Raw genomic sequence first — 18,884 nt, 5'->3', positions numbered from 1 at the left:
ACCCCCCGGGCGGCCGCGCCGGCCGCCCCAGGGCAGGTGTATCAGACGCCCTGCTTCAGCGAGGCTTCGATGAAAACGTCCAGGTCCCCGTCCAGCACTTTCTGCGTGGCCGAGACCTCGACATTGGTGCGCAGGTCCTTGATGCGGCTGTTGTCCAGCACATAGCTGCGGATCTGGTGGCCCCAGCCCACGTCGGTCTTGGTGTCTTCCAGCTTTTGCTGGGCTTCCTGCTGCTTGCGCAGCTCGAAGTCGTACAGCCGCGAGCGCAGGCGCTTCCAGGCCACGTCGCGGTTGCTGTGCTGGCTGCGGCCGTCCTGGCACTGCACCACGATGCCGGTCGGGATGTGGGTCAGGCGCACGGCCGAGTCGGTCTTGTTGATGTGCTGGCCGCCGGCGCCGCTGGCGCGGAAAGTGTCGGTGCGCACGTCGGCCGGGTTGATCTCGATTTCGATGGAGTCGTCGATTTCGGGATACACGAAGACCGAGGCGAAGGAGGTGTGGCGCCCGCCCGAGGAGTCGAAGGGCGACTTGCGCACCAGGCGGTGCACGCCGGTTTCGGTACGCAGCAGGCCGAAGGCGTATTCGCCCTCGATCTTGATGGTCGCGCCCTTGATGCCGGCGGTATCGCCGGGCGATTCGTCCTCGACCGTGGTCTTAAAACCCTTGCGCTCGGCGTACTTGAGGTACTGGCGCAGCAGCATGCTGGCCCAGTCGCAGGCTTCGGTGCCGCCGGCGCCGGCCTGGATGTCCAGGAAGCAGGGCAGGGGGTCGGCCGGGTTGTTGAACATCCGGCGGAATTCCATTTTTTCGACCTCGGCGGCGATCTTGGCGGCCTCGCCTTCAATCGTCGCCATGCCGGCGTCGTCGCCTTCGCCCTTGGACATCTCGAAGAGCTCGCTGTTGTCGGAAAGCTCCGAGCTCAGGCGGTCGATCACGTGGACCACGTCTTCCAGCGATTTTTTTTCCTTGCCGAGTTCCTGCGCGCGCTTGGGGTTGTCCCAGACCTTGGGGTCTTCGAGCGCGGCGTTGACTTCGTTCAGCTTTCGTTCTTTGGCAGGGTAGTCAAAGATACCCCCGAAGCTCGTTGACCCGGTTGCTGAGGTCCACAAGCTGGTTGCTGATGAGGTTGATGCGTTCTGCTTCCATGGTTCTTCTGTCCTGAATAAGGTGGTAGCCGCAAGAGGGCGGCTGAACCCGTCATTTTCTCACGACACAGGGACTATTGCTCCAGAAAGCCCTCAATCAGTGTTGCCAGCTGTTCCGGCTGGTCATGGTGCAGCATGTGGCCGGCGTCCTGGATCACGGCGACACGGGCCTGGGCCACCTGTTTCAGGCGCTCGTGGTATTCCGCCAGGCTGTATTTGCCCTGCCACCAGGTGGCCAGTGAATCGTCGGAGGCCTCGACGGCCAGCGTGGGCGCGCTGATGCAGCGGTAGACCGCCAGCGCCTCGTCGACGCGGTAAAGCTGGGCGCTGGTGATCTTGTGCGCGGCCTCGCCCAGGATTTGCCATTTCCCCGACGCATCGGGCCGCGCCCAGTGGCCGGCCAGCCAGCCCGCCTTGTCGGCCGAGAGACGCGGGTTGGTCTTCATGAGGCGGCGCGCCACGCCCTCCACGCTGTCATAGGCCTTGAGCGCGAGTTCGCCGCGCTGCAGGCTTTTGAGCTCGTCCATCCATTTGGCATAACGGCCCGGCGCCTGCTCGGGCTTGCTGGCGGGCAGGCCGAAGCCTTCGAGGTTGACCAGCCGGCGTATGCGCGCGGGCCGCACGCCGGCATACAGCATGGCGACATTGCCACCCATGCTGTGGCCGACCAGGTCCACGGGCCGCTCGCTCACGTAATGGTCCAGCAAAAAATCCAGGTCGGCCAGGTAATCGGCAAACCAGTAGTTGTCGGCAGGGCTGCCATCCGGGCCCGAGCCCGTGAGCCCGAAGCCGCGCCAGTCGGGCGCGATGATGGTTCGGCCTTGCACGAAGGCGTCCGACAGGGCGTCCACCATGAACTGGTAGGAAGCGGCCACGTCCATCCAGCCGTGGACCAGAACCAGCGGCGGCAGCGCGGGGTTGGTGCCTGAGGGGCTTTCCCACAGCCGGACGTGGTAGCTGAGGCCGCGTATAGGGACAAACTCGCTGCGGGAAGATCGTTTTTCTTTGTACATTGGGGCCCATGATAAAGAGACACGAAGCTGAACGCAGTCAACACAGAGACAAGCCGGCCGCCGCCCAGCCCGACCACTACGCGGCGCTGCACGCCGGCTTTCGCTGGCAGGTGGATGAATACTTCAACATCGCCGAGGCCTGCTGCAGGCGCTGGGCGCGCGAGCAGCCCCGGACCGCGATACGCGTGCACAAGCCGGGCGCGAAGACGGTGTTGCACAGCTTCCAGGCGTTGCAAAAGGCCGCCGATGCGCTGAGCCAGGTGTTGACGGGCCTGGGTGTGCAGCGCGGCGACCGGGTCGCCATCGTGATGCCGCAGCGCCTGGAAACCGCCGTGGCCTATATGGCGGTGTTCCAGATGGGCGCGGTGGCCATGCCGCTGTCCATGCTGTTCGGGCCCGAGGCGCTCGAATACCGGCTGCAGGACAGCGATGCCGCGGTGGCCATTTGCGATGAAAGCTCCATCGCCAGCCTGAACGCCATTCGCGGCAACTGCCCGGCGCTGCGCACGGTGATCGCCGCCGGCAGCGCCCGGGGCCAGGGCGATATCGACTATGAAACCGCGCTCGCGGCGCAAAACGGCGCCTTCACGGCCGTCAAGACCAAGGCCGACGAAGGCGCCATCCTGATCTACACCAGCGGTACCACAGGCCCGCCCAAGGGCGCGCTGCTGCCGCACCGCGCGCTGATCGGCAACCTGCCGGGTTTTGTCTGCAGCCATAACTGGTTTGGTTTCGACGGAAAAACCAATAAAAAATCGGACGCGGTGTTCTGGTCTCCCGCGGACTGGGCATGGACCGGGGGCTTGATGGATGCGCTGCTGCCCAGCCTTTATTTCGGCCGGCCCATCGTCGCCTTTAACGGGCGCTTCAGCCCCGAGCTGGCCTTCAGCCTGATGGCGGAGCAGGGCGTGACGCACACCTTTTTGTTCCCCACGGCCCTCAAGGCCATGATGAAGGCTTACCCCCGGCCCGGGCAGCACTTCAAGCTGAAATTGCAAGCCATGATGAGCGCGGGCGAAGCCGTGGGCGATGCGGTGTTTGCGTACTGCCAGGAGCAGCTCGGCGTGACCGTCAACGAGATGTTCGGCCAGACCGAAATCAACTACGTCGTGGGCAACTGCAGCCGCTTCTGGCCTGCCCGGCCGGGCAGCATGGGCAAAGGCTACCCGGGCCACCGCGTGGCGGTGATAGACGACGAGGGGAATGAATGCCCGGTGGGCGTGCCGGGCGATGTCTCGGTGAACCGTTATGACGTGCACGGCGATCCCGACCCTATCTTTTTTCTGGGCTACTGGAAAAAAGAGGAGGCCACCCGCAACAAGTTCACCGGCGACTGGTGCCGCACCGGCGACCTGGCGCGCCGCGACGCCGAGGGCTATCTCTGGTACGAGGGTCGTGCCGACGACGTGTTCAAGGCCGCCGGCTACCGCATAGGCCCGGGCGAGATCGAGAACTGCCTGGTCAAGCATGCGGCCGTCGCCAACGCGGCCGTGGTGCCCAAACCCGACCGCGAGCGCGGCGCCGTCGTCAAGGCCTATGTGGTGATCGCGCCCGACCAGGTCGCGGCCCGTGCGGCGCACCCGGGCGGTGCGGCCGGGTTTGACGAAGAACTCACCGCGAAGCTGCAGGCCCATGTGAAGACCCTGCTGGCGCCTTACGAGTACCCCAAGGAGATTGAATTCATAGACGCGCTGCCGATGACGACGACCGGCAAGGTGCAAAGGCGGGTGCTACGCTTGCAGGAAGAAGAGCGCTTCAGAGCACAGTCACCAACCTGACGCGTCCAAAAAAAAAGCACCTTGAGAGGTGCTTTTTTATTCCAGCAGGGGCCGGGAGCTGGCTTTGCCAGTCCCAAGGCGCCGTCCCCTGCAAGGGGAGAGGAGGCTACACGGAGTGAGCCTCAACAGGGGTGAGCAATCACCTCGCTGCAACTTGTTCGGCAACGTAGATTTCAACGCGGCGGTTTTTATCGCGGCCTTGCTGCGTGCTGTTGTCGGCCACCGGCTCGCGCGAACCGCGGCCGTCCGTCACGATGCGGGTGCGGGCCACGCCGCGGCTGACCAGGTAGTCGCGGGCCGAGTCGGCACGGTCTATCGACAGCGGGTTGTTGATGGCGTCGGAGCCGGTGTTGTCGGTGTGGCCGATGATGGTGACCGTCGTAACCGGGTTCTGGTTCAGGCTGGTCGCGAACTGGTTCAGGATGGGCGCGAAGTTGGGCTTGATGGCCGAGCGGCCCACGTCAAACGAGACGTCGCTGGGGATGTCCAGCTTCAGGCGGTTGTCGGTGGTCTGGCTCACGGCCACACCGGTACCCACGGTGGCGCGTTCCATCGCGGCTTTCTGCTCCTGCATTTTCTTGGACCAGATGTAGCCGCCGCCCGCGCCGACCGCACCGCCCAGCACCGCGCCCGTGGCCGCACCCTTGGAGCCGCCGGTGGCCGCGCCCAGCAGCGCACCCGCCACCGCGCCTATGCCGGCGCCCTTGGCCGTGTCGGACTGGGTTTCCGTCATGTTGGCGCAGCCGGACAGTGTGACGGCGGCCAGGACGGCGCAGCTCAGGGAAGTGATGGTCAGTTTGTTCATGGAAATTCTCCTCGGGAAAAATTGGACGATGTCGTTATGAAAGTGTGTTTTTGAATTCAGTTCAGGATTCAGTCACGGGGGGATTAAATCGCCGGTCTGTGAATACTAGGCAGGCAATTGGTGAGCAGTTGTAAGACAAGGGCCCGAATCAGGCCTCCTGCAGGCCGCGAGCTGAACCCTTAAACTAGCCGCTTTGTGAACTTCGTCACACTCGCTTCTCATTGACGCAACAAGGCCTCAAGGCCCGCATCCATCCCCTCCCATCCCAACCGCATCAAGCGCAAATCCCATGAATAAAGTTCAACTCGGCTCCAGCGACCTGCAAGTGACACCCATTTGCCTGGGCACCATGACCTTTGGCGAACAGGTGGATGAAAAAACCTCGCACGCCATCCTGGACCGCTCGCTGGCGCGCGGCGTCAACTTCCTGGACACGGCTGAGATGTATTCGGTGCCGGCGCGCGCCGAGACTTTCGGGGCTACCGAAACCATCATCGGCAACTGGTTCGCCAAAAACCCGTCGGCGCGCGCCAAGATGGTGGTGGCCAGCAAGGTGGCCGGCCCCTCGCGCGGCATGCCCTGGGTGCGTGAAGGCAGCGGCATGACGGCCAAGGACATTGTGGCTTCGTGCGATGCCAGCCTGAAGCGCCTGCAGACCGAGGTGATAGACCTCTACCAAATCCACTGGCCCGAGCGCCATGTGCCGGCCTTCGGCGCGCTGTATTACAACCCCGCGCAGGAACGCTCCGCCACGCCCATCCATGAACAGCTGCAGGCGCTGGCCGGCCTGGTCAAGGCGGGCAAGGTGCGCGCCATCGGCCTGTCCAACGAAACGCCTTACGGCGTGCATGAGTTTGTTCGCCTGGCCGAGCAGCACGGCCTGCCGCGCGTGGCTTCGGTGCAAAACCCGTACTGCCTGGTCAACCGCACCGTGGAAAACGGCCTGGACGAAAGCATGCACCGGCTGGGCGTTTCGCTGCTGGCCTATTCGCCGCTGGGCTTCGGCCTGCTGACCGGCAAGTACGACGAGTCCGGCTTCGAAGGCGCGAACGCGCCCAAGGAGGCGCGCATCGCCAAATTCGAGTCCACGCGCAAGCAGCGCTGGGGCCGCCCCGAGGCACTGGCCGCCGCGCGCCGCTACAACGCATTGGCACGCGCCAACGGCTTGACGCCCACGCAGATGGCCCTGGCCTTTTGCTATACCAAGTGGCAGGTGGCCAGCACCATCATCGGCGTGACCTCGGTGGCGCAACTGGACGAGGACCTGGATGTCTGGGGTACCAAGCTCTCGCCCGAAGTGCTGGCTGAAATCGACAAAATCCGCTGGGAAACGCGCGACCCGGCACTGTAGGCCCAGGTTTGCCGCACGCTGCACCATGGCCAAAAAAGACGGCAAAAAGGACCACGTTAGTGAAACGCCGGCCACGCAGTTTTTAAAAAGCAACGGAGTCGACTTCACCGAGCACCCCTATGAGTACCTGGAGCACGGCGGCGCCCAGCACAGTGCCGAGGTGCTGGGCTTTGACCCCTTCACCGTCGTCAAGACCCTGGTGATGCAGGACCAGGATGCCAAACCGCTGCTGGTGCTGATGCACGGCAACCGCAAGGTGTCGACCAAAAACCTGGCGCGGCAGATAGGCGCCAAGTCGGTCGAGCCCTGCAAGCCCGAAGTCGCCAACCGGCACAGCGGCTACCTGGTGGGCGGGACCTCGCCCTTCGGCACGCGCAAGGCCATGCCGGTCTATATCGAGGAAAGCATCCTGGCTTTGCCTAGAATCGCCATCAACGGCGGGCGGCGCGGTTACCTGGTCGGGCTGGACCCGCGGGTGTGTGTCACATTGCTCGGTGCAAAATCGGTGAACTGCGCCTTAGAACCTGTTCTAGGCCTGGACAACGCCGCCGGCTACGGCTGAACGCCGGCCCTGGGGCCGGCAGCCACTATCTATAAGAGGGAGACCCCATGGTTTACATATATTCAATAGTCGCCACACTGCTGGCCTACCTGCTCGGGTCGCTGTCCTTCGCGGTCATCGTCAGCAAGCTCATGGGCCTGAGCGACCCGCGCAGCTACGGCAGCAAGAACCCCGGCGCCACCAATGTGCTGCGCTCGGGCAGCAAGCCGGCCGCCATCGCGACCCTGCTGCTGGACGGCCTCAAGGGCTGGCTGCCGGTGGTGCTGGTGAAGTGGTTTGGTGCCGACTACGGCCTGGGCGACGGCACGGTGGCCGCCGTCGGCTTCGCGGCTTTCCTCGGGCATTTGTACCCGGTGTTCTTCCAGTTCAAGGGCGGCAAGGGCGTGGCGACGGCTGCGGGCGTGCTGCTGGGCGTGAGCTGGATACTGGGCCTGGCGACGCTGGCCACCTGGGTGATCATCGCCTTTTTCTCGCGCTATTCCTCGCTCGCGTCCCTGGTTTCCGCGGCCTTCGCGCCTTTGTATTACCTGTTTGGCGACCGGGAAGCCTGGTATGTCGACAAGGCCATACTGCTGGTGATGTTCGCGATCAGCGCGCTGCTGGTGTACCGCCACCGCGAGAACATCAACAAGCTACTCAAGGGGACGGAGTCAAAGCTGGGAAGCGGCAAGAAAGCCTGAAGCGGCGCGCGTTGATTAAAAGCGCCGCGTCAGCACCATTTCTTCATTGGTGCGGTTCATCTGGAAGCGCGTCAGAAAGCTGTTGCCCAGCAGGATAAACGGCATGTCGCGCGCCGCCACCACGGCCGGCACGTTAAACACCTCTACATCACCGACGCGCACCGATGCCAGGGAAGTCTGCCATCCCATGATGGCGCCATTGGCGGTGGTCAGCTGTACGGGCCGGCCCGATTTGTAGTCAATCCCCATGCGCTCGGCATCGGTCATCGACATGGACACGGCGCTGGCACCGGTGTCGACCAGGAACTGGGCCATCTTGCCGTTGATCTGGCCCTGCGTCATGAAGTGGCCGCCGCTGCCCGCCGTCAGCACGATGCGGCTGCCCTGTCCGGCCTGCGTGCCCGGGCCGCCGCCGGCGCCCACGCTCATGGGCGCGTCACCGATGCGCAGCGCATGGCGCTTGCCGCCCAGCTCCACCACCGCCTGGTCGCCCGCGGTGGAGACCACCTTGACGCCCTGGTGGGTTTCCCCGGGCGCCACCGTCTTGGGCGGGCCGCCGTCCACAATCAGCAAGGCCTTGTTGCCCAGCATGCCGGCCAGGCCCACGGTCTGGGCTTGTGCGCTGCCATGCGTTAGCGCAAACGCGATCAGCAATGCACACGCATTGGCAAGCCTGGGGGCCATATCTCTAGTCCCTGAAGTTGTTGAAGCTCAGCGGAAAGTCGCTGATCTCGGCGCGGATCATGGCCATGGCCGTCTGCAGGTCGTCGCGCTTGGCGCCGGTCACGCGCACCGCGTCGCCCTGGATGGAGGCCTGCACCTTGACTTTGCTGCCCTTGATGAGCTGCTGGATCTTCTTGGCCTGTTCGGCCTCTATGCCGTTGCGCACCTTGGACACCTGCTTGACCTTGTCGCCGCCGATTTTCTCGGCCTTGCCGATGTCGAGGAAGCGGATGTCCACGCCGGCCTTGGTGAGCTTGTTGCGCAGGATGTCGTTGATCTGGTCGAGCTGGAAGTCGCTGTCGCCGATCAGCGTGATGTCCTTGTCCTTGAGCTCTATGGAGGCGGAGGTGCCCTTGAAATCGAAGCGCGTGGCGATTTCCTTGCCGGTGTTTTCCACGGCGTTTTTGACCTTGACCAGATCGGCTTCAAGAACGGTGTCGAAAGAGGGCATGGTGCGAGTCTTTATGAGGGGGACGGGAAGTGGGTGTCGGGGTGGGTGTCGGGGTGAGACAATCCCCCGGATGTTAGTCGAGAAAAACGTTCCGCTCCAGCATTCCAACAGCTTTGGCATCGTGGCCAAGGCCCTGAGCCTGGTCCGGGTGGCCGATGAGGCCGATATCCACGCTGTTTTGCAAGATACGGCCCTGAAGGCCGCACCCAAGTTCGTGCTCGGCGGCGGCAGCAACATCGTGCTGACCGGCGACGTCAAGCCGCTGGTGCTCAAGGTCGAAATCATGGGCAAACGGCTGCTGCGCGAAGACGCCAAGGCCTGGATCATTGAGGCCGGCGCCGGCGAAAACTGGCACGACCTGGTCACCTGGACCTTGCAGAACGGCTACCCCGGCCTGGAAAACCTGGCCCTGATTCCGGGCACGGTGGGCGCGTCACCCGTGCAGAACATAGGCGCCTATGGCGTGGAGCTGCAGGACCGCTTTGAATCGCTGGACGCCATCGATCTGACGACGGGCCAGGCTTTTTCCCTCAATGCCGCGCAATGCGCGTTCGGCTACCGCGATTCGGTGTTCAAGCACAGCAGCGCGGCGCCCGCCCCGGGCGGCCACGGCTTCGGGCTGGAAGGCAAGGCGCTGATCACCCGGGTGCGCTTGGCCCTGCCCAAAGCCTGGAAGCCCGTACTGGGCTATGCCGACATCGAGAAAAAAATGCAGCAGCTGGGTGTACAGGCGCCCGATGCGACGCAGATTTATGAGTGGATTTGCGACATCCGCAGGGCCAAACTGCCCGACCCCAAGGTCATCGGCAATGCCGGCAGCTTTTTCAAGAACCCCACGGTATCGCCCGAGCAGTGCGCCGACATCATCCAGCGCGAACCCAAGATTGTTCACTACCACCTGGCCGACGGCGCGGTGAAGCTGGCCGCGGGCTGGCTGATAGACGCCTGCGGCTGGAAAGGCAAATCCATAGGCAACGCCGGCGTCTACGAAAAACAGGCGCTGGTGCTGGTCAACCGCGGCGGCACGACCGACCCGGTCACCGGCGGCGAGGTCATGACCCTGGCAAAAGCCATCCAGACCAGTGTGTATGAACGCTTCGGCATCCTGCTGGAGCCTGAACCGGTGGTGGTCTGATATATGGCACGTTTAGGAAAAGTGTATCGGGGCCCGGAGGTATCGCCCTGGCGCAGGCTGGTGCTGCGGCATTCGCGCTCCACCGCCGCCATGCTGGCCTTCGCCTGGGTTGGCTTGATGCTGGGCGCGATATTCGCGGGCTGGAGGCCGCCGGGCTGGACCATGACCACGATCTCCGTGCTGTTCATGTGCATGCTGGCCGCCGGCATCTGGGCCGCCCGCGAGCGCAGCCGGCTGGTCCGCGAGGCGCCGCTGCCCAGGTTCCTGCGGCGCAAGCTGATGGACGCCTATCCGCACCTGAGCCTCAGAGATACCGAACTCGTGGAGCGCGGGCTGCGCCAGTTTTTCATCGCCTGCCAGCGCAGCAACAAACGTTTTGTCGCCATGCCCTCGCAGGTGGTCGACAGCATGTGGCATGAGTTCATCCTGCACACCTCCGCCTACCGCGAGTGGTGCGACCTGGTGATAGGCCGCTTCATCGACCACGTGCCCGCCGAGGTGCTGGGCCGCAAAGCCTCGACCAACGACGGCCTGCGCCGTGCCTGGTTCTGGTCCTGCCGCGACGAATCCATCAACCCCAAGCAGCCCAGCCGCTTGCCGCTGCTGTTTGCGCTGGACGCCAAATTCGCGATTCCCGGCGGCTTTGTCTACATGGCCGACTGCAAGGGCGTGCGCCGTGACGACGGGCAGGGCGGCGGCGCCCATTGCGGCGAGAGCTTTTCAGACGGCAGCTACAGCGGTGACGCCGATGGCTTTGGCGGCAGCGATTCGTCTTCTTCGAACAGCGATAGTTCCGGTAGCGACGGGGGATCGGACAGCAGCGGATGCGGCTCGGGATGCGGCGGCGGGGGTGATTAGCCGGGCGCCACCACGTATGGGCGCCGTCCGGAGTGCCTGGTCAGGGAAAAACGGCTGGGTTGGTGCGCGCGTGGGGGTGGGAAGGCTTATTTTTCTGGCACCTGCGCTCTGTTCAAGCCGGTTTTCATACTTGCGCTTCGTATTAAAGATTGGTTTAAAAAGCCGCCCGAAGGCGGTTTTTTGACATACGCTATGTTTTTAATAGCTGCTTGCACCCGTCAGGCGAGGGGGCGAGCACCTTTGACGCCGAAAATCCGGGTTTTGAAGCCGTCAGAGCAGCGTTTAAAGCTTGTGGGTGCCATTTGCCCCTGCATCGCTTGTCCGAGGGCCAAAAAGAGGGATGTTATTTAACACAAGGCTTTTTTTACGTTAAAAATTATTGAAATATTTAACATGAGGCCGGAGCCAGGCAAGGCGGTGTACTTCATCACTGAGCCTTGGTAAAGCTGCTCATGGAGGCAGAGGCCCCGCAGGGGTAAGCCCTGACGCTGCGGGATATAGTCATTGCCAATGGGGGAGAACACATGCTGATCAAATCAGCCGACGACAAAAGCAAACGCCTGGCATTGCTGCAAGACCTGCAAAAGTCCAGCTTGCTGGACGCCCGTCAGAAAGAGTGGCTGCGCGTTGAACTGCGCAACCTGACCGCCGGCCTCAGGGGCGAACAAGAAGCCGCCTTCCACCTCGACGGTCATTACAAGGATGGCCAAAACAACGTCCTGCTGCACGACCTGCGGTTCCAGATCGATGGTGAGGTGGCCCAAATTGATCATCTGGTCATCAACCGCACCGGCTACATGGTGCTGATTGAAACCAAAAACTACTCAGGCGACCTGGAAGTCAACGCCCATGGCGAATTCACCGTGCGTTATGGCAAGGAGCGCTACGGCATTCCATCCCCCTACGAGCAAAGCCGCCGCCACGCCCGCATCCTGGGCAAGTTGCTGGAGCGGCTGGAAATCAGTACCCGCACCGACAAGTTGCCCGAGTTCCATAACGTGGTCATGATGCACCCGAAAGCCATCATCCAGCGGCCCGACGCCAAGGCCTTTGATACCAGCTTTCTTATCAAGGCAGACCAGTTCCCTTCGTGGCATGAAAAACTGGTGGATGGCATTGGCACGGGCAGCGTGCTCAAGGCGCTGTTCAATCTGCGCAGCCCCGACACCATCAAGGAATGGGGCGAAAAGCTCAAGCGCCAGCACCGCCCGCCAGACCTGCTGGATTTACCACCCTTCATGCAACCCAAGCCCGTCACACCTGTGCCGGTGGCGCACCCCAAGGCCGAGCCGCCTCCTGTTAAAGACGAATCCTTGGCGAAAAAGCTCATCTGCGCCCACTGCCGTGCGAAGATCGGCTACGCCGAGGGAAAATTCTGTTGGAACAACGTTAAACGCTTTGGCGGTTTGCAGTATTGCCGGGAACATCAAGGTCTATTTCAATGAGTTTGGTCAAGTCAAAACAACGTGTTACCGACCACGGCGAGGTTTTCACTCCCGACTGGATGGTGGATGTCATGCTTGACCTGGTGAAGCACGAGACCGAACGCATTGACTCGCGTTTTCTGGAGCCAGCCTGCGGCAGCGGCAACTTCATCGTGCAGATCTTGCGCCGAAAGCTCGCTGTGGTTGAGCTCAAGTACGGCAAGTCAGAGTTCGAGCGGCAACATTACGCGCTGCTCGCACTGATGTGCATCTACGGCATCGAGCTACTTCAAGACAATCTCAACGAGTGCCACGCCAACATGTTGGAGATTTGGGCGGAGTACTTTGACATCAACGAAACAGCTGATTTGTACAAGGCCGCAGCTCACGTGCTGTCGCAAAATATCCTGCATGGCGACGCTCTGACTATGCGCACTCAGGATGGCCAACCCATCACCTTTGCAGAATGGGGCTACCTGGGAAAAGGCAAGTTCCAGCGACGCGATTTCCGCTTCGACGTGCTTACAGGCTCGTCGGCGTTTAGCGCCGAGGGTTCGTTGTTTGCGGACTTGGGCAAACATGAAATATTTGCACCAGTCAAGACGCATTCATCCATGACGGTTCGGGAGTTGGCAGCTTTGCAAGGGCAACGTCAATGACTGGGCAGGCGGCCTTCACACTGCGCGGGCGTAACCCCGATGTGCTGACCTGCATCGCTAATTTGTCGAACGATGAGGTTTTCACGCCGCCCGAGCTGGCCAGCCGGATGCTGGATCGGGTGGCCGAGGCTTGGGCTGCAGACCACCGCGGCGCTAGCCTCTGGGCCGACATGAACGTCCGGTTTCTCGACCCGTGCACCAAGTCCGGCGTGTTCTTGCGTGAGATCACCAGCCGGCTCACTCAGGGTCTGGCGCGGGCTATCCCCGACCTGCCGACGCGCGTAAACCATATCCTGACGCACCAGGTCTTCGGCATCGGCATCACCCAACTCACCAGCCTGCTGGCGCGGCGCAGCGTGTACTGCTCCAAGAACGCCAAGGGTGAACACTCGATTGCTACGGGCTTTGCGAATGACGAAGGAAATATCTGGTTCGAACGGACCGAGCACAGCTGGTCGAAGGGCAAGTGCACATACTGCGGCGCCGGTCAGGAAGCACTGAACCGCGGTGAAGACCTCGAAACCCACGCTTACGCCTTCATCCACACGGACCACATCAACGCCCGCATTGCCGAGTTTTTTGGAGCATCCATGCAGTTCGACGTCATCATCGGCAACCCGCCCTACCAACTGAACGACGGCGGCTACGGCACCAGCGCCGCACCGATCTACCAAATGTTTGTGGAACAGGCTAAAGCGCTGGAACCGCGCTACCTTTCCATGATCATTCCCGCACGGTGGTTTGCCGGCGGCAAAGGCCTGGATGAGTTTCGAGAGTCCATGCTTTCGGATACGCGGGTGCGCTCGATCGACGACTTTCTTAGTGCATCGGATGTGTTTCCTGGCGTCGGCCTCAAGGGCGGCGTCTGCTACTTCCTCTGGGATCGGGACCATCCGGGTCTGTGCGATGTGAGCACGCATTTTAAGGACTGGCCTGTTTCCACGTCCAAACGTCCGCTGATGGAAAAGGGCGCCGATATCTTCATTCGTTTTAACGAAGGGCTGTCGATACTTCGAAAGGTTGTTTCCGTCGAATCTGGGAAGAGGGCGTCACTTGAGCTACCAGAGGATCAGCGTTTCGAACGACTGGTCAGCTCACGAAAGCCTTTTGCGTTGGAAACGACATTTAAGGGCAAAGCGAAAAGACGTGAAAATGATGTGCTCATTTATCAGAATGGTGGGACAGGTTACATAGCAAGGAAGGACGTACCGGCCGGCACCGAGTTGATCGACAAATGGAAGATCTACATTGGACGTGCGGCACCGGGGACCGGCAACAAAGACACCTACCCGCACCGCATTCTGAGTACCCCTTTCATCGGTGAACCGGGCAGCATTTGCTCCGAGACCTATCTCTGTATCGGACCATTCGAAACTGAAACCGAAGCCCAAAGCGCGCTGTCCTATCTTACGTGCCGTCTAACCCGGCTGCTAATCCTGCTACACAAGCCCTCGCAGGACACCACGCGCAAGGTCTACACCTTTGTCCCGACACAGGCATGGGACCGAACATGGACCGATGCTGAGCTCTACGCCAAATACGGCATCTCTAAGAGTGAAATCGAATTCATCGAGAAAGTCGTGCGCCCGATGGACCTGACAACCGACCTGTTGGGCGACGTCGCTGTGGACGAAAGCGACGATGAGTAGGTCTGTCGAAGATATTCTGGCGCCCAAACCGGATGCCAGACCCCGCATTTACGCGTACACCATCGCCGATTCCGCGCACCGGGGTCTGTTAAAGGTGGGGCAGACCGCGCGCGACGTGAAGCGGCGCGTGGCCGAGCAACTCAAAACCGCCGCAATCCGGAACTACCGAATTGAAATCGACGAGCCGGCGGAGCGCAATGACGGCTCGGTATTCACCGACCACGAGGTGCGCGCGGCGCTAGTAAAGCGCGGCTTTGCGAACACCATGTTGGAGTGGGTGCGCTGCACCGCGGCGGATGTGCACACCGTGCTGGCCGAGCTGCGCACAGGGCAGCGTTTTGGCGGCACGCACCACGAAACCTTCGGTCTGCGTGACGAACAGGCCACGGCGGTGAACAAGACGCATGCCTACTTCCACTCCATCTGGCAGGAAGACATGCACGCCACCCCGCGCTTTCTGTGGAACGCCAAAATGCGCTTCGGTAAGACCTTCACCGCTTACCAGCTGGCCAAAAAGCTCAAGGCCAAGCGCGTGCTGGTAGTGACGTTCAAGCCGGCGGTGGAAGACGCGTGGCAGACCGACCTGGAGAGCCATGTGGACTTCGATGGCTGGCAGTACCTGTCGCGCGCGTCGGGCAGCGACCCGACGCAGATCGACAAGCGCAAGCCGGTGGTGTATTTCGGATCGTTCCAGGACCTGCTGGGGCGCGACGCCGCCGGCCACATCAAACCCCGGAACGAATGGCTGCACGCGGTGCACTGGGACCTTGTGGTGTTTGACGAGTACCACTTCGGAGCCTGGCGTGAGAGCGCCAAGGAATTGTTCGAGGGAGACGAGGAGCGCATCGAGCGCTCAGAAACACGGGTGGACGACACCAAGGGTCAGAAGGAGCGGATCGCCGACCTGCAGGAGCCACTGGAGCGAGAAGCAGACTTTCTGCCCATCGCCACCCGGGCGTATCTGTACCTCTCTGGCACGCCGTTCAAGGCGCTGGCCACGGGGGAGTTCATCGAAGAGCAAATCTTCAACTGGACCTACACCGACGAGCAGCGCGCAAAAGATGCCTTCTCTGTCGGGCACCCCGGTCAGCGCAACCCCTACGCGGCGCTGCCGCAAATGCGGCTGCTGACCTACCAGATGCCCGACGAACTGCTGGCCATCGCCAGCGGGGGCGAGTTCGACGAGTTTGACCTCAACGCTTTTTTCGAGGCATCGGGCCCGGAGAAGATGGCCCAGTTCAAGTACAAGGGCGACGTGCAGAAATGGCTGGACATTATTCGCGGCGGCTACGCGGCCCAATCCGCCGAGTTGCTAAAGGTAGGGTCGCGTCCGCCGTTTCCGTATTCTGATGTGCGCCTGTTGCCTTACCTGCAACATTCATTCTGGTTCCTGCCCAATGTAGCGGCTTGCCACGCGATGGCGAACCTACTGCGAGAGAAGCACAACACCTTCTGGCGCGACTACACAGTGATCGTGGCGGCAGGTACCAATGCCGGCATTGGGCTGGACGCGCTGACCCCGGTGCGCCAGGCGATCAGCAGCGGGTTCGGGACCAAGACCATCACGCTTTCGTGCGGCAAGCTCACCACAGGGGTGACCGTGCCGCAATGGTCGTCCATCCTGATGCTTCGCAACCTGAAGTCGCCTGAGACCTACTTCCAGGCGGCGTTTCGGGTGCAATCGCCCTGGTCCATCAAGAACCCCAACGGAGACGATCCGAACGAGGAAGAAATCCTGAAGCCGGTGTGCTTTGTGTTTGACTTCGCGCCCACGCGGGCGCTACGCCAGTTGTCCGAATACGGCATCGGCTTGTCGCCTAACGAAAGCAACCCCGAGCATGCGGTGCGAGACCTGGTGGCCTTTCTGCCCGTGCTGGCCTACGACGGCGCCAACATGACGCAGATCGATGCGGGCGGCATCCTGGACATCGCGATGGCCGGAACTTCGGCCACTTTGCTGGCCCGAAAGTGGGAAAGTGCGCTTTTGGTGAACGTAGACAACGGCACGTTGCGTCGCATTCTGGACAACCCAGACGCAATGGCTGCGGTGGAGCGCATCGAGGGTTGGCGTTCGCTGGGCGAAAACATCATTGAAACCATCATCAATAAGAGTGACAAGGTCAAGAATCTCAAGAACAAGGCCCAGGAAGGCAAGCTGACGGGCAAGGAGAAAAAGGAACTCACCGACGAAGAGAAGGAATACAAGTCCAAACGTAAACTGGTTCAAGAGAAGCTGATCAAGTTCGCCACCCGCATCCCCGCCTTCATGTATCTGACCGACTTCCGAGAGAACACGCTGCAGGACGTGATCACCAAGCTGGAACCGGACCTGTTTCTGACCGTGACCGGGTTGACGGTGAAGGACTTTCACCTGCTGGTGCGGCTTAAGGTGTTCAACACCGAGCAGATGAACCAGGCTGTGTTTGCGTTCCGTCGGTATGAAGACGCATCGCTGCGCTATACCGGAATTGAGAGTCACGAGGGGCTGCGGCACTATGGGCTGTATGACACCGTGGTTGCGAAAGACTGACGGTTCTCACCGCTAAGGTCCGTCACAGGCTGGCGCTTAAGTCGAGAACTCATGCACATAACGCTGATCGCAACTGTCCACGCTGAATCTGGCCGCGCCAACGTAGCGGAACTGCGGACGATCCTTGATCGCCTTGCCCCTGACGTCATCTTTGCCGAAATTCCATCTGCATTTCTTGCTGGCTATCGCAACGGCTCTCATGGCACCCTTGAGTCCGCTGCTGTGGTTCTGTATCGGGAACGCCGTCCAGTCAATGTTGTTCCTGTGGATTTGGACAAGCCAAGCGAAGAATTCTTCAGCAATTCTGAAGATATGTTCAAGAAGGTCGCGAGGACGAGTCCCGACTATCGACGACTTGTAGACCAGAACAGCCTAGACACGCTGAAACTCGGTTTTCCCTACCTCAACAGCGATCGCTGCGCGCAGGCATGGGAAGACATCTACAACGAGGCTCTTGCAACCGTCGAGTGGATCGGCGATCCCAAGTTGCGGCAGACCTACGATCTGTGGAATGAGGCAAATAGCGATCGCGAGACTGGAATGATCGAGAGCATTGAGAGCTATTGCATCCGCCACGTTCCCGCTCATAGCGTGCTTCTCGTTGGGGCCGCACACCGGAAGCCAATCAGGGAGAAGGTTCGCAAGCGTCAAGTTGCTGGCGGACTAGGAGTCATCTGGGACTTTAACGTGCGCTGGAATAGATAGCGGAACGATCAAAAGGAAGAAAGCCCGCCAAGCTTTCACTTGGCGGGCTTTTATTTGGCGACAAGTCAGTTCTGACTTACTTGCCGAGTTTGAGGAAATCATCCCCCTTACCCAACTCCAACATCCCGGCATCGGAATAAATCCCCAGCTTCGCCCGCGTATCCGTAATGTCCAGATTCCGCATGGTCAGCTGCCCAATGCGGTCGGCCGGCGAGAAGGGCGCGTCCTCGACTTTTTCCATGCTCAGGCGTTCGGGTTTGTAGGTCAGGTTGCTCGAGACGGTGTTGAGGATGGAATAGTCGTTGCCGCGGCGCAATTCCACCGTGACTTCGCCGGTGATGGCGCTGGCCACCCAGCGCTGGGCGGTTTCGCGCAGCATGATGGCTTGCGGGTCGAACCAGCGGCCCTGGTAGAGCAGGCGGCCCAGCTTGCGGCCGTTGTCGCGGTATTGTTCGATGGTGTCTTCGTTGTGGATGCCGGTCACCAGGCGCTCATACGCGATGAACAGCAGCGCCAGGCCGGGGGCTTCGTAGATGCCGCGGCTCTTGGCTTCGATGATGCGGTTTTCGATCTGGTCGCTCATGCCCAGGCCGTGGCGTCCGCCGATGCGGTTGGCTTCGAGGATCAGCTCGACCAGGCTGCTGAAGGTCTTGCCGTTCAGCGCCACGGGCCGGCCTTCTTCAAAGCGCACCGTGACCTCCTCGCGCTTGACCTCGACTTCGTCTTTCCAGAAGGCCACGCCCATGATGGGATTGACGATCTTCATGCCGGTGGCGAGCTCTTCCAGGTCCTTGGCCTCGTGCGTGGCGCCCAGCATGTTGGAGTCGGTGGAATAGGCTTTTTCGGCCGACATCTTGTAGCCGAAGCCGGCCTTGGTCATAAAGGCCGACATTTCGGCACGGCCGCCGAGCTCGTCGATGAAGAGCTGATCCAGCCAGGGCTTGTAGATCTTCAGGCCCGGGTTGGTCAGCAGGCCGTAGCGGTAAAAACGCTCGATGTCGTTGCCCTTGAAGGTGCTGCCGTCGCCCCAGATGTTGACGTCGTCTTCCTTCATGGCCGACACCAGCATGGTGCCGGTCACGGCGCGGCCCAGCGGCGTGGTGTTGAAGTAGGTGACGCCGGCGGTGGTGATGTGGAAGGCGCCGCTTTGCAGGGCGGCAATGCCTTCGGCGGCCAGCTGGCTGCGGCAGTCGATCAGGCGGGCTTTTTCGGCGCCGTACTGCATGGCCTTGCGCGGGATTTCGTCGTAGTCGGGCTCGTCGGGCTGGCCCAGGTTGGCGGTGTAGGCATAGGGAATCGCGCCCTTGAGCTTCATCCAGTGCAATGCGGCGCTGGTGTCGAGTCCGCCGGAAAAGGCGATGCCGACTTTCTGGCCGGCGGGGAGGTTCTGGAGTATGGTGGCCATGAGGGGTTCCT

The 18,884-nt window shown here is 61.5% G+C and carries 17 protein-coding genes; 11 read left to right on the top strand and 6 right to left on the bottom strand.

Annotated elements, in window-relative coordinates:
- Positions 1 to 41: 41 nt before the first annotated feature.
- Both prfB and PMI15_RS07595 read right to left on the bottom strand, forming a co-directional pair.
- A protein-coding gene (prfB, locus tag PMI15_RS07600) for a peptide chain release factor 2 (protein WP_139200916.1) occupies positions 42 to 1,146 on the bottom strand; the annotation gives its coding sequence in 2 pieces (ribosomal slippage) (positions 42 to 1,064 and positions 1,066 to 1,146; 1,104 coding nt in all).
- Between the two features lie 73 nt (positions 1,147 to 1,219).
- Positions 1,220 to 2,158, bottom strand: coding sequence for an alpha/beta fold hydrolase (locus PMI15_RS07595; RefSeq protein ID WP_007866112.1), 939 nt, complete (start codon positions 2,156 to 2,158; stop codon positions 1,220 to 1,222).
- Between the two features lie 8 nt (positions 2,159 to 2,166).
- Here PMI15_RS07595 and PMI15_RS07590 point away from each other — a divergent pair, with 8 nt between their 5' ends.
- Complete coding sequence (locus tag PMI15_RS07590) at positions 2,167 to 3,936, top strand: acyl-CoA synthetase (protein ID WP_007866110.1); 1,770 nt, start codon at positions 2,167 to 2,169, stop codon at positions 3,934 to 3,936.
- 139 nt (positions 3,937 to 4,075) lie between these two features.
- Here PMI15_RS07590 and PMI15_RS07585 read toward each other — a convergent pair whose 3' ends face one another.
- Positions 4,076 to 4,741 carry an OmpA family protein gene (locus PMI15_RS07585; protein WP_007866108.1) on the bottom strand — a complete coding sequence of 222 codons (666 nt, stop codon included), beginning with the start codon at positions 4,739 to 4,741 and terminating at the stop codon, positions 4,076 to 4,078.
- Positions 4,742 to 5,030: 289 nt separating this feature from the next.
- On the opposite strand from PMI15_RS07585, the gene PMI15_RS07580 reads away from it, so the two are divergent.
- The 3 genes from PMI15_RS07580 to plsY are packed head-to-tail and all read left to right on the top strand — an operon-like array spanning position 5,031 to position 7,334.
- Positions 5,031 to 6,092 carry an aldo/keto reductase gene (locus PMI15_RS07580; RefSeq protein WP_007866106.1) on the top strand — a complete coding sequence of 354 codons (1,062 nt, stop codon included), beginning with the start codon at positions 5,031 to 5,033 and terminating at the stop codon, positions 6,090 to 6,092.
- 25 nt (positions 6,093 to 6,117) lie between these two features.
- Positions 6,118 to 6,654 (top strand): aminoacyl-tRNA deacylase, encoded by a 537-nt coding sequence (locus tag PMI15_RS07575; RefSeq protein WP_007866100.1) that lies wholly within the window; start codon positions 6,118 to 6,120, stop codon positions 6,652 to 6,654.
- A gap of 47 nt (positions 6,655 to 6,701) precedes the next feature.
- Positions 6,702 to 7,334 carry a glycerol-3-phosphate 1-O-acyltransferase PlsY gene (gene plsY / locus PMI15_RS07570; RefSeq protein WP_007866098.1) on the top strand — a complete coding sequence of 211 codons (633 nt, stop codon included), beginning with the start codon at positions 6,702 to 6,704 and terminating at the stop codon, positions 7,332 to 7,334.
- A 15-nt stretch (positions 7,335 to 7,349) separates the two neighbouring features.
- Here the strand turns inward: plsY and PMI15_RS07565 are convergent, their stop codons facing one another.
- Together PMI15_RS07565 and PMI15_RS07560 are read right to left on the bottom strand one after the other, a co-directional pair.
- Entirely contained in the window at positions 7,350 to 8,018 is a 669-nt protein-coding gene (locus PMI15_RS07565; RefSeq protein ID WP_007866096.1) for a TIGR02281 family clan AA aspartic protease, read from the bottom strand.
- A 4-nt stretch (positions 8,019 to 8,022) separates the two neighbouring features.
- The gene (locus PMI15_RS07560) at positions 8,023 to 8,508 is read right to left on the bottom strand and encodes a YajQ family cyclic di-GMP-binding protein (RefSeq protein WP_007866093.1); all 486 of its coding nucleotides are present in this window, start codon (positions 8,506 to 8,508) and stop codon (positions 8,023 to 8,025) included.
- Between the two features lie 70 nt (positions 8,509 to 8,578).
- On the opposite strand from PMI15_RS07560, the gene murB reads away from it, so the two are divergent.
- The 7 genes from murB (at position 8,579) to PMI15_RS07525 (ending at position 17,468) form a co-directional block, all read left to right on the top strand.
- The gene (gene murB / locus PMI15_RS07555; RefSeq protein WP_007866090.1) at positions 8,579 to 9,643 is read left to right on the top strand and encodes a UDP-N-acetylmuramate dehydrogenase; all 1,065 of its coding nucleotides are present in this window, start codon (positions 8,579 to 8,581) and stop codon (positions 9,641 to 9,643) included.
- A 3-nt stretch (positions 9,644 to 9,646) separates the two neighbouring features.
- Positions 9,647 to 10,501 carry a hypothetical protein gene (locus PMI15_RS07550; protein WP_007866088.1) on the top strand — a complete coding sequence of 285 codons (855 nt, stop codon included), beginning with the start codon at positions 9,647 to 9,649 and terminating at the stop codon, positions 10,499 to 10,501.
- A 524-nt stretch (positions 10,502 to 11,025) separates the two neighbouring features.
- Positions 11,026 to 11,946 (top strand): nuclease-related domain-containing protein, encoded by a 921-nt coding sequence (locus PMI15_RS07545; RefSeq protein WP_007866086.1) that lies wholly within the window; start codon positions 11,026 to 11,028, stop codon positions 11,944 to 11,946.
- Entirely contained in the window at positions 11,943 to 12,584 is a 642-nt protein-coding gene (locus PMI15_RS07540; RefSeq protein WP_007866084.1) for an N-6 DNA methylase, read from the top strand. Before PMI15_RS07545 ends, PMI15_RS07540 begins: the two co-directional genes overlap by 4 nt.
- Positions 12,581 to 14,233 carry an Eco57I restriction-modification methylase domain-containing protein gene (locus PMI15_RS07535; protein WP_007866082.1) on the top strand — a complete coding sequence of 551 codons (1,653 nt, stop codon included), beginning with the start codon at positions 12,581 to 12,583 and terminating at the stop codon, positions 14,231 to 14,233. The genes PMI15_RS07540 and PMI15_RS07535 overlap by 4 nt, the downstream gene beginning before the upstream one ends.
- Positions 14,226 to 16,763 carry a DEAD/DEAH box helicase family protein gene (locus PMI15_RS07530; RefSeq protein ID WP_007866079.1) on the top strand — a complete coding sequence of 846 codons (2,538 nt, stop codon included), beginning with the start codon at positions 14,226 to 14,228 and terminating at the stop codon, positions 16,761 to 16,763. Before PMI15_RS07535 ends, PMI15_RS07530 begins: the two co-directional genes overlap by 8 nt.
- A 51-nt stretch (positions 16,764 to 16,814) precedes the next feature.
- On the top strand, positions 16,815 to 17,468 hold the full coding sequence (locus PMI15_RS07525) for a hypothetical protein (protein ID WP_007866078.1): 654 nt from the start codon (positions 16,815 to 16,817) through the stop codon (positions 17,466 to 17,468).
- A gap of 76 nt (positions 17,469 to 17,544) precedes the next feature.
- Here the strand turns inward: PMI15_RS07525 and argG are convergent, their stop codons facing one another.
- Positions 17,545 to 18,873, bottom strand: coding sequence for an argininosuccinate synthase (gene argG / locus PMI15_RS07520; RefSeq protein ID WP_007866075.1), 1,329 nt, complete (start codon positions 18,871 to 18,873; stop codon positions 17,545 to 17,547).
- Positions 18,874 to 18,884: the final 11 nt, after the last annotated feature.

The organism is Polaromonas sp. CF318 (genome assembly GCF_000282655.1).
GTDB lineage: Bacteria > Pseudomonadota > Gammaproteobacteria > Burkholderiales > Burkholderiaceae_C > Polaromonas.
Note: the sequence above shows the minus strand (reverse complement) of the source record. Positions and strands in the feature narration are given on the sequence as shown.